The organism is Agromyces sp. GXQ0307 (genome assembly GCF_044769845.1).
In the GTDB taxonomy this organism is placed as follows: domain Bacteria; phylum Actinomycetota; class Actinomycetes; order Actinomycetales; family Microbacteriaceae; genus Agromyces.
The window spans coordinates 243404-259445 of sequence record NZ_JBIZVY010000002.1; the positions used below are offsets into that span (position 1 = coordinate 243404).

Annotated in this window: 14 protein-coding genes; all 14 read right to left on the minus strand. The window is 71.6% G+C overall.

Going from position 1 to position 16042, the window contains the following annotated elements; translation table 11 throughout:
• Nucleotides 1–183 precede the first annotated feature (183 nt).
• Entirely contained in the window at nt 184–1377 is a 1194-nt protein-coding gene (tuf, locus tag ACIQH8_RS06510; RefSeq protein WP_353816087.1) for an elongation factor Tu, read from the minus strand.
• Nucleotides 1378–1492: 115 nt separating this feature from the next.
• Entirely contained in the window at nt 1493–3607 is a 2115-nt protein-coding gene (gene fusA / locus ACIQH8_RS06515; protein WP_400996225.1) for an elongation factor G, read from the minus strand.
• Nucleotides 3608–3760: 153 nt separating this feature from the next.
• Nucleotides 3761–4231, minus strand: coding sequence for a 30S ribosomal protein S7 (gene rpsG, locus ACIQH8_RS06520; protein WP_067948599.1), 471 nt, complete (start codon nt 4229–4231; stop codon nt 3761–3763).
• Nucleotides 4231–4605: a 30S ribosomal protein S12 gene (gene rpsL / locus ACIQH8_RS06525; protein WP_022889720.1), complete on the minus strand. Its 375-nt coding sequence runs from the start codon at nt 4603–4605 to the stop codon at nt 4231–4233. The genes rpsG and rpsL overlap by 1 nt, the downstream gene beginning before the upstream one ends.
• A 299-nt stretch (nt 4606–4904) precedes the next feature.
• Nucleotides 4905–5552, minus strand: a complete 648-nt coding sequence (locus ACIQH8_RS06530; protein WP_400996229.1) for a spermidine/putrescine ABC transporter substrate-binding protein — start codon at nt 5550–5552, stop codon at nt 4905–4907.
• 73 nt (nt 5553–5625) lie between these two features.
• On the minus strand, nt 5626–6102 hold the full coding sequence (locus ACIQH8_RS06535) for a hypothetical protein (RefSeq protein ID WP_400996231.1): 477 nt from the start codon (nt 6100–6102) through the stop codon (nt 5626–5628).
• A gap of 74 nt (nt 6103–6176) precedes the next feature.
• Nucleotides 6177–7088: a hypothetical protein gene (locus tag ACIQH8_RS06540; protein ID WP_400996234.1), complete on the minus strand. Its 912-nt coding sequence runs from the start codon at nt 7086–7088 to the stop codon at nt 6177–6179.
• Entirely contained in the window at nt 7085–7630 is a 546-nt protein-coding gene (locus tag ACIQH8_RS06545; RefSeq protein WP_400996237.1) for a hypothetical protein, read from the minus strand. The genes ACIQH8_RS06540 and ACIQH8_RS06545 overlap by 4 nt, the downstream gene beginning before the upstream one ends.
• The gene (locus ACIQH8_RS06550) at nt 7630–8244 is read right to left on the minus strand and encodes a hypothetical protein (RefSeq protein WP_400996240.1); all 615 of its coding nucleotides are present in this window, start codon (nt 8242–8244) and stop codon (nt 7630–7632) included. Before ACIQH8_RS06550 ends, ACIQH8_RS06545 begins: the two co-directional genes overlap by 1 nt.
• Nucleotides 8241–9518 carry a hypothetical protein gene (locus tag ACIQH8_RS06555; RefSeq protein ID WP_400996242.1) on the minus strand — a complete coding sequence of 426 codons (1278 nt, stop codon included), beginning with the start codon at nt 9516–9518 and terminating at the stop codon, nt 8241–8243. Before ACIQH8_RS06555 ends, ACIQH8_RS06550 begins: the two co-directional genes overlap by 4 nt.
• 10 nt (nt 9519–9528) lie before the next feature.
• On the minus strand, nt 9529–9828 hold the full coding sequence (locus ACIQH8_RS06560) for a hypothetical protein (protein ID WP_400996244.1): 300 nt from the start codon (nt 9826–9828) through the stop codon (nt 9529–9531).
• 85 nt (nt 9829–9913) lie between these two features.
• Nucleotides 9914–10204 carry a WXG100 family type VII secretion target gene (locus ACIQH8_RS06565; RefSeq protein ID WP_400996246.1) on the minus strand — a complete coding sequence of 97 codons (291 nt, stop codon included), beginning with the start codon at nt 10202–10204 and terminating at the stop codon, nt 9914–9916.
• Nucleotides 10205–10324: 120 nt separating this feature from the next.
• Nucleotides 10325–14806, minus strand: coding sequence for an FtsK/SpoIIIE domain-containing protein (locus ACIQH8_RS06570; protein ID WP_400996248.1), 4482 nt, complete (start codon nt 14804–14806; stop codon nt 10325–10327).
• Complete coding sequence (locus ACIQH8_RS06575; RefSeq protein ID WP_400996251.1) at nt 14803–16017, minus strand: RDD family protein; 1215 nt, start codon at nt 16015–16017, stop codon at nt 14803–14805. Before ACIQH8_RS06575 ends, ACIQH8_RS06570 begins: the two co-directional genes overlap by 4 nt.
• Nucleotides 16018–16042 lie beyond the last annotated feature (25 nt).

Consider the following 16042-nt stretch of genomic DNA (forward strand, 5'->3'; position numbering starts at 1 on the left):
TCGCCGGACGGCGCCGCTCGGCGGTACGCAGTTCGCAGGATCAGGCGCTCCTGGCGCGCCCCACCGAGCCTCCGACGCGTGTGGTCCTGCGAACTCGCGAGCTCGGCCCCGCGCTGGTGGTGCCGGAACGACGAAGGGGCCGGGCCCGAAGGCCCGACCCCTTGCAGGTCGCTGTCGCGGAGATTACTTGAGGATCTTCGTGACGGTACCGGCGCCGACCGTGCGGCCACCCTCGCGGATGGCGAAGCCGAGGCCCTCCTCCATGGCGATCGGCTGGATGAGCTCGACCGTCATGTCGGTGGTGTCGCCGGGCATGACCATCTCGGTGCCCTCGGGCAGCGTGATGACGCCGGTGACGTCGGTGGTGCGGAAGTAGAACTGCGGACGGTAGTTCGCGTAGAACGGGTTGTGACGGCCGCCCTCGTCCTTCGAGAGGATGTAGGCGGTGCCCTCGAAGTTCGTGTGCGGGGTGACCGAGCCCGGGGCCACGACGACCTGGCCGCGCTCGACGTCCTCGCGCTTGGTGCCGCGGAGCAGGAGACCGCAGTTCTCGCCGGCCCAGGCCTCGTCGAGCTGCTTGTGGAACATCTCGATGCCCGTGACCGTGGTCTTCTGCGTCGGGCGGATGCCGACGATCTCGACCTCGGAGTTGATCTTCAGGGTGCCGCGCTCGGCGCGACCCGTGACGACCGTGCCACGACCGGTGATGGTGAAGACGTCCTCGATCGGCATGAGGAACGGCTTGTCCTTGTCACGCACGGGGTCGGGGATCGAGTCGTCGACGGCCTCCATGAGCTCGAGGACCGAGTTGACCCACTTCTCGTCGCCCTCGAGCGCCTTGAGGCCCGAGACGCGGACGACCGGAGCGTCGTCGCCGGGGAAGCCCTGCGACGAGAGCAGCTCGCGGACCTCGAGCTCGACGAGCTCCAGGATCTCCTCGTCGTCGACCATGTCGGCCTTGTTCAGCGCGACGAGCAGGTAGGGCACGCCGACCTGCTTGGCGAGCAGCACGTGCTCACGCGTCTGGGCCATCGGGCCGTCGGTCGCCGCGACCACGAGGATCGCGCCGTCCATCTGAGCGGCACCGGTGATCATGTTCTTGATGTAGTCGGCGTGACCCGGGGCGTCGACGTGCGCGTAGTGGCGCTTCGGCGTCTCGTACTCGACGTGCGAGATGTTGATCGTGATGCCGCGCTGGCGCTCCTCGGGAGCGGAGTCGATCGACGCGAAGTCGCGCTGCACGTTGGTGGCCGACGGGTACTTGTCGGCGAGCACCTTGGAGATCGCTGCGGTGAGCGTGGTCTTGCCGTGGTCGACGTGACCGATCGTTCCGATGTTGACGTGCGGCTTGGTCCGCTCGAACTTGGCCTTAGCCACTGTGGGTCCTCCTCAGGATCCGTGTAGCAGCACCGGGCGCCGGATTGCGACCGGTGTGCTACTGGGGTTGTGTTGTTATGTTACGCGAACCTGTCGGTCCGTGCGTTCGGGCGCGTTACTCGCCCTTGTTCTTCTGGACGATCTCCTCGGCCACGGCCTTCGGGACCTCCGCGTAGCTCTCGAACTCCATCGAGTACACCGCACGGCCCGAGGTCTTGGACCGCAGGTCGCCGATGTAGCCGAACATCTCCGAGAGCGGGACGTGCGCACGCACGACCTTCACGCCGGCGGCGTCCTCCATGGACTGGATCTGGCCGCGGCGCGAGTTCAGGTCGCCGATGACGTCGCCCATGTACTCCTCCGGAGTACGGACCTCGACGGCCATCAGCGGCTCGAGCAGGACGGGGTTCGCCTTCCGAGCGGCCTCCTTGAAGCCCATCGAACCGGCGATCTTGAACGCCATCTCCGAGGAGTCGACGTCGTGGGCGGCACCGTCGAGGAGGGTCGCCTTGACGCCCACCATCGGGTAGCCGGCCAGGATGCCGACCTGCATCGCGTCCTGGAAGCCCGCGTCGACCGACGGGATGTACTCGCGCGGGACGCGACCACCCGTGACGGCGTTCTCGAACTCGTAGGTCTTGTCGCCCTCGACCTCGAGCGGCTCGAGCTTGAACTGGATCTTCGCGAACTGGCCCGATCCACCCGTCTGCTTCTTGTGGGTGTAGTCGTGCTTCTCGACCGTGCGGCGCAGGGTCTCGCGGTACGCGACCTGCGGCTTGCCGACGTTCGCCTCGACCTTGAACTCGCGCTTCATGCGGTCGACGAGGATGTCGAGGTGCAGCTCGCCCATGCCCTTGATGACCGTCTGGCCGGTCTCCTGGTTGAGCTCGGTGCGGAAGGTCGGGTCCTCCTCGGCCAGCTTCTGGATCGCCGTGCCGAGCTTCTCCTGGTCGGCCTTGGTCTTCGGCTCGATGGCGACCTCGATGACGGGCTCCGGGAAGGTCATCGACTCGAGGACGACCTGGTTGTCCGGGTCGCACAGGGTGTCGCCGGTGGTGGTGTCCTTCAGGCCGATGACGGCGTAGATGTTGCCCGCGGTGACCGAGTCGACCGGGTTCTCCTTGTTGGCGTGCATCTGGAAGATCTTCCCGATGCGCTCCTTCTTGCCCTTGGTCGAGTTGATGACCTGGGCGCCGGAGTCGAGACGGCCCGAGTACACGCGCACGTAGGTGAGGCGACCGAAGAACGGGTGCACCGCGACCTTGAACGCGAGCGCCGAGAACGGCTCGGTCGCGTCGGCGTGGCGCTCGATGATCTTCTCCTCGTCGCGCACGTCGTGGCCCTGGACGGCGGGCACGTCGAGCGGCGACGGCAGGTAGTCGATGACGGCGTCGAGCATGGGCTGCACGCCGCGGTTCTTGAACGCCGAGCCGCACAGCACGGGGTAGATCTCGGAGTTGACGGTGAGCTTGCGGATCGCGCCCTTGATCTCGTCGACCGTGAGCTCCTCGCCGCCGAAGAACTTCTCGAGCAGCTCGTCGCTGGTCTCGGCGACGGTCTCGAGCAGCTGCTGGCGGTACTCCTCGGCCCGGTCCTTCAGGTCGGCCGGGATCTCCTGGACCTCGTACTTGGCGCCCATGGTCACGTCGCCCTTGGCGTCGCCGGGCCACACGAGTGCGCGCATCTCGACCAGGTCGATCACGCCGACGAAGTCGTTCTCGGCGCCGATCGGGAGCTGGAGCACGAGCGGCTTCGCGCCGAGGCGCTTGATGATGGTGTCGACCGTGAAGTAGAAGTCCGCGCCGAGCTTGTCCATCTTGTTGACGAAGCAGATGCGGGGGACGTTGTACTTGTCGGCCTGGCGCCACACGGTCTCGGACTGGGGCTCCACGCCCTCCTTGCCGTCGAAGACCGCGACCGCGCCGTCGAGCACGCGGAGCGAGCGCTCGACCTCGACGGTGAAGTCGACGTGACCGGGCGTGTCGATGATGTTGATCTGGTTCTTGTTCCAGAAACAGGTGACCGCGGCGGACGTGATGGTGATGCCGCGCTCCTTCTCCTGCTCCATCCAGTCGGTGGTGGACGCGCCGTCGTGCGTCTCGCCGATCTTGTGGTTGACGCCCGTGTAGAACAGGATGCGCTCGGTCGTGGTGGTCTTGCCGGCATCGATGTGCGCCATGATGCCGATGTTGCGGACCTTGTTCAGGTCGGTGAGCACGTCAAGTGCCACGGGGTTCCTCCGGATGTTCAGGAAGGGAAGGGTGGGGGGTGAGCGGATGCCGCGTGGCCGCCGCGAGCGCGGGGCCCGCGGCATCCGCTCAGCCGACTACCAGCGGTAGTGGGCCCGAACGAATGCCCGCCGCAGTGGGCGGGGCATCCGCTACTACCAGCGGTAGTGGGCGAAGGCGCGGTTCGACTCGGCCATCTTGTGGGTGTCCTCGCGGCGCTTGACCGCGGCACCCAGGCCGTTCGAGGCGTCGAGGATCTCGTTGGTGAGACGCTCGGTCATGGTCTTCTCGCGGCGGGCCTTGGCGTAGCTGGTGAGCCAGCGGAGCGCCAGGGTGTTCGCACGGTGCGGCTTGACCTCGACGGGGACCTGGTAGGTCGAGCCGCCGACGCGGCGCGACCGGACTTCGAGGGTCGGGCGCACGTTGTCGAGGGCCTTCTTCAGGACCGCGACCGCGTCCTGGCCGGACTTGTTCGCGACGTTCTCGAGCGCCTCGTAGACGATGCGCTGCGCGAGGTCCTTCTTGCCGTCGACGAGGATCTTGTTGACGAGCTGGCTGACGACCGGCGAGCCGTAGACGGGGTCTGCGACGACGGGGCGCTTCGGAGCGGGTCCCTTGCGAGGCATTACTTCTTCTCCATCTTCGCGCCGTAGCGGCTGCGAGCCTGCTTGCGGTTCTTCACGGCCTGCGTGTCGAGTGCTCCGCGGATGATCTTGTAGCGCACGCCGGGGAGGTCCTTCACACGACCGCCGCGGACGAGCACCATCGAGTGCTCCTGCAGGTTGTGGCCCTCACCGGGGATGTAGGCGGTGACCTCGGTGCCGTTCGAGAGCTTCACACGGGCGACCTTGCGGAGCGCCGAGTTCGGCTTCTTCGGGGTGGTGGTGTACACACGCGTGCACACGCCGCGCTGCTGGGGGTTGGCCTTCAGGGCGGGAGCCTTGGTCTTGGTGACCTTCGGCGAGCGACCCTTGCGGACCAACTGCTGAATGGTTGGCACTGCTTCTCCTTGTTGTGCTGCACGGTGACAGCGTTGATGGATTTCACATCACGACCCACCGGCACCGCCGAGCGGCGCTGCCTTCAGTGGTGGGTATGCCGTGGGGGCGTACCGGCCGTGCGGCCGGTGCCCTGGTGTGCGCCCTGTGAGAACCCGTTCCGGCCGCGGGATCCGGAGGATCCGCGGGCACGGCACGAGCGCGCGGCAACGCGCACACCCGATCAATGGTAATGCGGCGTCACGATGCGGTCAAATGAGTGCCGCACGCCCACGGCGAACACCCGCGCGCGCCGGCCGGGTCAGTTCGACCAGCCCGGTGCGTCGAGTTCGCGATCCAGATCGGCGAGGAGCTCGGCCACCTGCGGTTCGACGAGCCGCTCGACCGCGTTCGCGATCCGCTGGCGGTGCCGCGCGAGCTCGGCGCAGATGCGTCGGCCCAGCTGCTTGGCGAACTCGTCCGCGAGGCGAACCTCCTCGCGGAGCGCCTCCTTCTCCTCGGGGGTGAAGGGTCGCGGTGCAGGTTCGGCGGCCTCAGCAGCGGCATCCGCCTCGAGCCCCTGCAGCGTGAACAGGAACGGCTCGCCGGGCGTCGGGTCGGGGTCGAGGTCGAGTCCGAGGAACTCCGGATCGAGCCCCTCCCCCGCACGGTAAAGCCGTCGCGCCTTCCGCTCCTCGGCGAGACGGATCTCGCGGTGCAGCATCGGCAGGTTGCGGGCGGTGTAATCGTCGACGGCGACGTCGATGATGCCCTTCATGCGCATCGAGAACGCATGCTGCACCGGATGCGGGACGTCGACGTCGAGCCCGGCCGCGGTGAGGATCGGCGAGCCGAAGCATCGCGTGCAGAGGCGCACGCGACCACGGTGCGTGCCCGGCCGCCAGCGCGGCAGCCACGCCAGCCAGCGGTCGACCTCGTGGCTCACGCGGGCCTCGACCGATCCCTCCACGCGGTTCACCCTACTGCCGACGGCGTCGGGCGCCGCCGAAGCGGTGTACGGATGTCCCGCCGTGGGCGCCGCGTCACTCGTCGTCGTCGCGCTCCCAGGGCCACTTCGGCCGTTCCACCCCGCCCTCCTCGGCACGGACCGTCACGGCGGCGAGGAGCGCCACGAGAGCGCTCGCGAGCGGGACGATGAGCCCGAAGCCGACCGACATGAAGGACAGGGCGAACAGGAACGCGGCGAGGATCGTCCCCGTGGATGCCGCGTACGCGATCGTCGCGGCGACGACGCCGGTCGCCCACGTCGCGATGAACGCGAGCCCCGCGAGCGACCACGCCCGCATCCCGCGTGTCAGCGCCGCGCCCAGGAGCAGGAGGAGGGCGCCGACCGCCGCGCCGATCGTGATCGGACCGACGAGCCGGCCCGCGGCGGGATCGGCGATGGGCTCCAGGTCGGCGAGCAGGCTGACGAAGCCGAACGCCGCGACGATGAGTGCGACGTCGAGTGCGGCCGCGAAGCCGGCGACGGCCCACGCGGAGGTCGGGTTCGACGGCATCCTCCGAGCCTACGCTTCGCCGGCGACGGCGGCCCCATCCCTCCGGGCGCACCTCCCCGCGGGGGACGACCGGTTCAGCGCGTGCGCGCGAGCGCGGGGACGAGCGGGCCGCGATCGGGCATCCGGGTCGCGCGCGCAGCCCGCGCGATGGGGTCGTCGATGAGGAGCATCCCCGGTTCGTGCGGCGCTGCGGACGGGTCGAGCAGCCCGCGCCGGGCGAGCACCGCGTAGGCTGCGGCGATCTCGCCTCGCGCGCGGTCGACGGCGACGGAGTCGGCGTGTGCGAGCGCTGCGGTGAGCTGTTCCCCGCACGAGCGTCGGACGCGGGCGACCTCGTCGCCGAACTCCTCGCGCACCTCGGCGGCACGTGCGGTCTCGCGCTCCCGCGCGGATCGCGGGACGCGCACGCGGCGCACGGTGACGACGACCGCCATCGCCACGAGCGCGAACCCGCTCAGTGCGGCGATCGAGACCGGAGCCGGGAGGCCGCCACCCGCGCGTCCGGCCTGCACGGCCGTCGCGATCGCCGCCGCAGCGCCGAGGACGGCGACGATCCAGGACATCGTCGCGTCGACGGCGGTGACCGGTCGCCGACGCGACCACGGGACGACGAGCGCCATCACGGCTGCGCCGACGGCGAGCGCGACGGACGACGCCACGACCTCGAACGAGAGCCCGAGGTTCCCCCGACCGAAGAAGAGCGCGTAGGCGACCGCAACGGCGATGGACGCGGCGAGGTACCCGGCCGTCACCGCGTGGTGCGGTCGAAGTGTGGCGGCGACTCGGGGCTCCTCGTCGCCGAGTCGGGCCAGTCGGTCCTCGCGCCACCGCTCGAGTTCGCGGGCCGAGCGCACGCCGAGCGCGGCAACGGCGTCCCGTGTCTCGGGCAGTCCGGCGAGTGCGCGGCGATCGAGTTCGTCCCGGCGGACCGCCAGTGCCGTCGAGTCGGCGCGCTCCGCCCACTGCGCGGCGGTGGGCTCGCTCACGCGACGAGCCTCAGGGACCCCACGATCGCGTCGGCGTGCGTCTGCATCAGCCCGATCACGTCGCTGTGCGCCTCCTCGGCGAACACGTAGCCGGTGAGCCCGTCGAGCGGAAGGCCGTACACGAGACCCGCGAGCGGCGCGCCGTCGGCGTCGTCGCGATCGCTCACGTAGGCCACCCGCCGGCCGCGCGGCACGACGGCGGTCGAGAACGTCGCGACGGCCGGGTCGATCCGGGGCGTGGTGCCCGGCGGGAGCCAGGCGAGCGCGCCCTCGCGCTCGTCGACCCGCCGATCGACGAGCCCGACGTGCAGCACACCGGTCGCGGGAACCGCGTCCGGCCGGAAGAAGAGCGAGGTGATGCCTCCGGTGCGCCGTCGACCCAGCGCCTCGCGGGCCGCTCCTTCGAGCGCGTCGACGTGCGCGCCGAACGGGCCGTCGGCGAAGCGCATCCGCTGCTCGGCGATCCAGAGGTCGTCGGCCGCGGCATCCGGTTCGGGCATGATCGCCCACACCCGCTCGTCGTACGAGATCTCGAATCGCATCAGGCGCCGCTCCAGCGGAAGGTGGACAGGATCGCGTCGGCGAGCAGGCCGAACTCCTCGGCAGTCTCGTCGTCGAGGCGTTCGCCGCCCGCCGAGAGCGGCACGACCGCCGTGAACACGAGCGCCTCGCGCCGGCCCGTGCCGGGGATCGCGACGAGGTAGTCGAACGATCGCGTACGGAGCGTGCCGCCGTCGATCCGGTGCGACGAATCCGACGACCAGCGCATGACGACGCGGGCGTCGTCGAGTGGCGCGGCGCCGCGCGTGCGCACGAGTTCGGCGACCTGCGCGTCGAGCGTGGCGCCCGCGGGAGCGACGACTCGCGCCGCCGTGATCGCGAGCGGCAGCATCCGCCCGGCGGGCACCGACCGCTGGTAGACGAGCCGCACCGGGTCGCGACGCAGGAACTCGTCGGACGCGCGCCGGACGAGTGCCCGGAACCGCGCGTCGAGGTCGGGGCGGTGCTCCGCGCGCATGCGCTCGGACACCGAACCGAGCAGTTCGTCGAACGTCTCGCGAGTCGGTTCGACCGACACCCACCCGGGGGGCAGGAGGAGCACGAACGGCGGGACCGGCGTGCGGGTTGCGCCGGTCAGTTCGTCGCGGAGGCTCATCGCCACGAGTCTACGAGGCGATCCTCGGCCGCTTCCGCGACCTCGCCCGTGATGAAGTCGGTGATCTGCACGCCCTGCGCCCAGGGCTGCTTGGAACCGGCGACGATGTCGACGATACCGGCGGCGCCCGAGTCGAAGGACTCGGCGAGCGAGTCTCCGACGCCCCACAGGCGGCCGAGGAACATGTCGGAGCCGGACGGCAGCTGCGCGGCATCCAGGGCGTATCGCCAGCCCTCTCCGGTCTCGCGGAGCACCTGGCTGACGACGGAGGTCTGCACCCAGGGCACGAGGTTGTCGCCCGCGTTCCACGCATCCGCCGCGTTGCGGCTGATGGTGCCGAGGTGCGTGCGCAGGGCGCCGACGTCGTCGAACCCGAGGAAGAGCCCGATCGGCCGGCCGACCCGGGCGAGCGCGCTGCCCTCACCGGCCGCCGCGAAGATCCGGCCCAGCTTGCCGAAGGGGATGACCCCGACGATCGCGAGGCCGAGGTCCATGCCGCTCTTCCGCCCCTTCGCGTAGAGCACGATGGTCGCGGCGAGCGTGATGAGCGCTGCGGCCGTCGCCAGGATCGCGACCAGCGGGCCTCCGACGATCAGCGCGGCCACGAAGAGCACGAGTCCGACGACCTCGAGCACCTCGACGATGAAGTCGAGGGCGGGCAGGGCGTCGTCCCAGAAGCCGTCCGAGACGCCGTCCTCGTTGGCGGTTTCGAGACCGGTGAGGGCGGCGTCGTACGCGGCGTCCCACGTGTCGTAGAAGCCGTCGAAGCGCGCGGCGGCCTCCCGCCACTCGTCCTCGGCGGTCTCGAGCGCGCTGCCGGCGGCGGCACGCGCGTCGTCCCGGGCGGAGGTCGACCCGTCCGGGTCCTCGGGGGTGTCGGCGGCGTCGTCGACCGCGGTGGCGCGTGACCGCACGGTCTCCCACAGCTCCTCGCAGCGACGGACCGCCGCGTTCAGCGAGACCTGCACCTCGTCGACGGCCTCGCCGTACGTGCGCAGCGCGGTGCCGCTCGGCGAGTACCGCAGGCCCGCCGTCCGGAGGTCGGCGTGCACCTCCTCGGCCTGATCGCGGACGGCGTCGAGCGACTCGCCCCGGCCGACCTGGCCGTCGGCGAGCAGCCGCAGCGTGTTCGCCGCCTTCTGCATCCGCAACCCCAGGTCCTCGATCGCGGTCCCGCGCTCGATGATGACCGAGGCCTCGCCCTCGAGTCGCTCGATCTCGCGACCCTTCGGCGAGTCCGGCATGAATCGGTGGAAGTAGGCGCTGTCACCCATCGTCAGTCCGTCACTTCGTCTCGAACTGGGCGGCGAGGTCGCGGTCGAGCGACGCCCAGCCGTCCTTCACGGCCTCGACCCGCTGCTGGAGTTCGACGAGGTGCCCCTTGAGGGTCTCGCGCTTGTCGTCCCATGCGCCCTCGAACTCGTCGGCGGCATCCCGCAGGCCGGAGCGGCCCATCGGCCGACGGATCGCCTCGACGAGCCGACCGGTCCGACCGTCGGCCTCGTCGAACTCGACGACGATGTCCTTCAGGGCCTGGTCCAGCTCCTGCATCGAGGACAGCGGAATCTCGACTCCGTCTCCCACGGGAACTCCTCACTGACGATCACGGGCGTCGGATGGGACGCCGCGCGGCGGCCGGCACGAGCACCGGACGCCGCGCGGCGGAGGGTCAGCGACCGGCGAGCTGCTGGTCGAGGTCCTGGATCGCCTGCATCATGCCGCGGAGGGCCTCGCCCATCTCGCCGATGCCGTCGACCGCGTTCTTCAGGCCCGTGGTCAGTTCCTCGTAGCCCTGTCCGAACTTGCCGGAGGCGTGCTGGGTCTTGAAGTCGTTGCCGAGCAGGTTGTCGACCGAGCTCTTCAGCTGGTCGAGCTGCGACTGGATGTCGTCGCGCGCGTCCGACAGCTTGCTCGCCATCGCCTCCATCTCGCCGTACGAGGCGCCGAAGTCTGCAGCCATGGTGGAACCTTCCTTCGTTCGGGATCTGCCCGCGACTGCGAGCCGGTGTGTCAACAGACTACGGATGCCTCGGGGCTCGGCCCATGGGGAGCACTCCCCACCCGCGTGCCGGGAGCACGGTCACCCGACGAGCGGCATCTGCACGGTCGTGATGCGCCCGTTCTGCACGAAGATGCCCCGACCCTCCGGGAAGTCCGAGCGCTTGACCTTCGGGAACGGCGTCTTGAACACCGAGTCGCCGTCGTACGCGTCGGGCTTCAGCGCGACGCCGCGCCGACCGGCCTTGAAGTCGCCCACGAACCCGAAGCCGCTCGACAGGTTCGCCACGTCGGCGTCGCCGACGAGGAAGTGGTCGCTCCGGTTGATCGCCTGGAAGAGCTCCTTGAGGGGCCGCTCGGCGTCGGAGTCGGCGAACTGCGTGACGTTCTCGACCGCGATCAGGTAGCGACCGGGCACGGTGGGGTCGCCGACGACGTCGAGCAGTTCGCGGGCGAGGGCCTTGACGTCCTCGACGCTCGTCGCGCTCCGCATCCAGTCCGCGTGCCCGGTCAGCGCGGCCCGCCGCCCGGCCATGTGGAAGAGCCGCACCTCGGGGTCGTGTCGGCGCACGGCGTCGATGACGGCGCGCATCGCGGTCGTCTTGCCGCTCTGCGGCGGGCCGGTGATCGCGAACGTGCCGACGGGTTCGAAGCCGATCGGTGCGAGCGTGTCATCCGAGAGACCGAGGGCGGGCTCGCCCGCGACCTCGCTCGGGAGGTCGGCGGCACCGAACGACGCGGGCAGCGAGCGGATGGGCGCGACCTCGGCGGCGCCGTCCGCGCGCAGCCGCTCGGCGAGCGCCTCGAGCGCCCTGGTCTGCTCGGCCACGTTCGCGGTGCCGCCGAGCACGGCGAGCTGGGTCTCCAGGCCGTCGACGATCGCGCGCCCGGGCGCCGAGCGCTCGTCGAGCACGTCCTTCGGGACGCCGAGCACCTGGTAGCCGCTCTCGTCCGACAGGCGCAGCACGATGCGCTTGGTGACGTTGGCGCTCACCGCGGTCGGCACCGCGCCCGAGCGGTCGGCGGTCGCGACGACGTGCACGCCGAGCGGGCGTCCCTCGGCGAGCAGCCGCATGACGACGTTGTAGAACGGCATGCGCACGGTCGTGGAGTCCCAGTCGGCCTTGAACTGCGCGAAGCCGTCGATGACGAGCAGCACGCGCGGTTCGCGGATGCCGGTGAGCTCGCGGTACTCGGTGAGGCTCGCCGCGTTCGCGGCGCTGAAGGCGCGCCCGCGTCGGTCGAGCAGGTCGTCGAGCGTCCGCAGCAGGCGCTGGATGCGCTCGGGGTCGTCGCCGGCGATGACCGAGCCGACGTGCGGCAGCGCCTCGAGCGAGCGGAGCGCGCCCGAGCCGAAGTCGAGGCCGTACACCTCCGCGGCGCCGAGCTCGGGGCGCATGCCGATCGAGACCGCGAGCGTCCGCAGCACCGTCGACTTGCCCGAACCGCTCGTGCCGTAGACGAGCATCGCGCCGTCGCGGTCGGGCACGAACGCCATCGGCGACTGCAGCTGGCGCTCGGGCACGTCGGCGAGGCCGAACACGACCTCCCCGTCGCCTCGCGCCGGGAGTTCCTCGACGGCAACGGTCGGCGCCAGGTCGTCGAGCCACGGCCGTCGAGGTGCCGGGATGCCGGCGGCCGCCGCCGCACGGATGAACGCGTCGACCATGCGCTTCTGGTCGTTCGGGCCCGGGTCGCCCGCGTGCACGTCGTCGTCGGCGACGCCTTCGCGCTCCCAGACGACCGTCGAGCCGAAGCGGAGCTCCGCGAGCCTCACGTCGGCGGCCTCGGGCTCGTCGCTCGTCCATCCGCCGGCGTACGCCGACTGGAACGGCACGAGACGTCCCGGTCCGGTCTTGGCGATCCCGCGCCCGGGGATGCCGGGGTCGAACCCGGCCGCGACCGGGTCGCCGACGACGTCCCGCGAGTCCGACTCGTCGGCCATCCGCAGCGCGACGCGCAGGTTCGTGTTCGCGCGCAGGTTGTCCTTGATGACGCCGGCCGGCCGCTGCGTGGCCATGATGAGGTGGATGCCGAGGGAGCGTCCGCGTTGCGCGATGTCGACGACGCCGTCCACGAACTCGGGCACGTCGCCCGCGAGTGCCGCGAACTCGTCGATCACGATGACGAGCGCGGGCGGGGTCTCCGGGTCCTGCCGCTTCTCGAGTTCGAGGAGGTCCTTCGCCTTCTTGCGGTTGAACAGGTGCTCGCGGTGGTGCAGCTCGGCCCGGAGGCTCGTCAGCGCGCGCCGCACGAGGTGCGGGCTGAGGTCGGTCACGAGCCCGACGCAGTGGGGCAGCTCGACGCAGTCGGCGAACGCCGACCCGCCCTTGTAGTCGACGAAGAGGAACGTGACGCGGTCGGGACTGTACTCGGCCGCCATCCCGAGCACCCAGGCCTGCAGGAACTCGGACTTGCCGGCTCCGGTCGTGCCGCCCACGAGTGCGTGCGGGCCCTGCGTCCGCAGGTCGAGGGTCATGGCATCCGGGCTGCCCTGGCCGACGAACGCCTTCAGGGTGCCTGCGCGCTTCAGGCGCGGCAGCTTCACTCCGGAGCGGTCGATGACCGACGCGTTCTGCCGCCAGCGTTCGACGACGCTCTCCGCGTCGTGCGCCATCTCGCTCCCGATGAGGGAGAGCATCGAGACGCTCCGCGGCAGGTCGCTGGCATCCTCGACGACCGTGCTGGCGTCGACGACCGGCGCGAGCCGGCGCGCGAACACCTCGGCGTAGCGGAGCGAGACGCCCTCGACCGCGACGTCGGCGTACTCGAGGCCGGAGCGGACGACGCCGACGCGCGCGCGGTCGAGCCCGGCGGTCACGTCGACGAACGTGCGGCACGCGGCCGGGAGGGACTCGACCGTCGGCGCGACGAAGACGGCGTGGATGCCGACCTCCGCGCCGCGCTCGATGAGCTGGACGAGCCGCGGGCGGTCGACGGGCGCCTCGGCCGAGACGATCAGGATGAGCGCCGAGTCGGGTCGGGACTCCTCGCGGACGCCGCCCGGCGTTCCGATGCGGGAACCGCGTGCCATCGAGCCGTCCTCGTCCGCGAGGGGCCCGCGGCGAACCGGGGCGGCGGAGAGCCGCTGCAGGATGAGCTCCTCGAGCGAGTTGAGGAGGGCCGCGCCCGCCGAGGCGCTGTCGGCAAGGGGCGCCCCCGCGACGGGGTTCCGCTCCCCCGACGTGTGCGGCAGCCACTTCAGCCAGTCGAGCTCCCGGCTCCATGCGGGGTCGACGATCGCGGCGGTGACGACGTCGTTCGGCGCGTGCAGGCCGAACAACTGCACGGCGATGCCGCGCAGCGCGTCCGCCGCGAGGTTGGCGGGGCCGGCGATGCCGAGCGCGCCCGAGCTCGGCAGCAGCTCCATGACGGGCACGTCGTCGATCTCGCGGTAGCGCTCGCGCAGCGTGTCGACCTGCTTCGCGTACGTCGGGATGCCGTCGTTCGCGCCCTCGGACTCGCGGATCGAGTTCCGGCTGCGGGCGCGACCGACGCCGAGACGCAGCGCGAGGAAGTTCCAGTGCTCGGGGCGCCTCGTCCAGAGCATCGGACCGAGTCGCATGGCCTGCTCGTACACGGTCGCGACCGGCGGCGTCTCGTCGTGCCGGCGCTCCCGCTCGACGTGCCGTTCGCGCTCGAGCGTCTCCTCGAGGTCCTCCAGTCGCACCTCGAACGTCTCGACCTCGCGCTGCAGCTTCCTGCCGCTGCCCATGCGCTGGCCCAGGTAGTTGGCGAGCAGCATGACCGGCGTGAGCACCACGATCAGGAGCGACGCCGGCCGCTGGGTGATCGCGAAGATGCCGAGGCCCATGAGCACGGGCGACGCGATCATCGGCCACGGGAAGAGGCGCGGGGTCTCCTCGCTCGGCACGCGCGGCTCCGGGTGCGCGGTGCCCGGGTACCGCGGCTCGACGCGCGGCGACCGGTTGAACATGAGGGCGCCGCCGCGCTCCAGCACCGGGTCGGCCGCGGCATCCGTTCCCGCGACCGCGCTGAACGACACGACCGTGTCGCCGATCGTGACGCGGACGCCGGGCAGCGCGCGCACGCGCGCGACCTGGCCGCCGTCGACGAGGAGGCCGTTCGCCGAGTTGAGGTCGACGAGTTCGACCACCTGGTCGACCTCGACGCGCGCGTGCCGCTTCGAGACGAGCGGGTCGGCGAGCACGACGTCGGCGTCGGCGGCGCGGCCGATGACGCCGTGCCCGCGGCGGAGTGGGAACTCGCGCCCGGCGTCGGGCCCGGAGTGCACGTGCATGACCGCGACGGGCGCATCCGCGGCGGCCGAGCGCGCCGCGGGCGAGACCACCGCGGCGTTGAACCCCGACCCGATGGGGGCGTCGGCCGCGAGGGTGCCCGGGTCGAGCACGACCGGGTCGGACGACGTCGGCGGCGCCACGGCGAGCGTGAGCGGCCCCGGATGCGCCGGCAGGTGCGCCGCGGCCGGGTCGGTGTCGGCCACGGCCCGGGCCACGTCGCCGACCGTCGCGGTCGCGTCCGCCGTGACGACGATGTCGACGCCGGCGCCCGACTGCCGCCGGAGCCCGAGCTTGAGCCTCATGCGCCGACCACCTCGACTCGGAATTCGAGCCCGCCGAGGCGAACCGCCGAGCCCGGCGGCACGGCCTGCGGCACGCCCGGCTCGAGGTCGCGTTCGACCCCGGCCGCGTCGACGAGCGACGTGCCGTTGCTCGACCACCGGTCGGTGACGCGGATGCCTCGTGCATCGACCTCGACGGCGGCGTGCGTCTTCGACAGGCCCATGCTCGGGTCGACGAGCGGGACGAGGGTGGCGTCGACCGGGTCGGCCTCGCCGCGTGCCGGCCCGCGGCCGAGCAGGGTCGTGCCGGATGCCGCGATCCGCCCGCCGTCGGCGAACACGAGCGTGACCGTGGTGGCGGGCGCCGGCTGCGAGGCGGGCGCCGACGGCCAGGACATGGGCGACGACGTGTGAGGAGTCGACGGCGGCGCTCCGAGCGGCGGCGGCGTCCACCCGCCTGGCGCGGCGCCGGCCGCGTCGTCGAGCGCGGGCGGCGCGGCGACGACCCCCGAGCTCGACCGTGCCGCCGGGATGAAGGTGCGCTCGTCGATGCCGCGCTCGGAGGCGAGCGAGGGCAGGGTCGCGCGCGTCGCGAGCGGCTCGGACTCGACCCGCCGCCGTGCGTGCCGCAGCGCCTTCGCGTCGAACGGGTCGAGTCCGTGGCGGGCGTCGACGACCCAGCAGCGGCCGATCCGGTCCAGCCAGCTGCGCCCGCGGCCCTCCGGATCCCACAGCCCGGAGCCGAAGCAGATCGCCGGCCCGACGAACGGCAGCACGCCCTGCGCGAGCCAGAGCACCAGTGCCCGGAGGACGACCCGCCAGAAGCCGGGCCGCTCGAACGTGGCGACACCCACCGATCGGAGGCCGAGCGAGGCCTTCCCGATCGTGACGCCCCTCCGGCCGTGGAGCGCGAGCTGCACGATGCCGAGCACGGCGAGAAGGACCTGGCCGGCGCCGGCGAGCACGAGCGGGCCGACGAGCCCCGCGACATCCGCTGACGTCGTCGGTACCGCGCCGTTGCCGGTCGCGGAGACCGCGACGAGGAGCTGCGCCCACCCGATGACGGCGGGCACGGCGACGAGGACCCACACGGCCGCGTCGATCGAGAACGCGGCGGCGCGGCGACCGTTCGGCGCGGGAACCAGCCCGAGGGACGCGGCGTAGGCCGGATCGGGCCGGCCGTCGGGCCCGATGCCGGGAATCGGCTCGGCGGTCTGCATCGTGATGCTCAACAGCGCTCCTCGGGTGTGCAGGGTC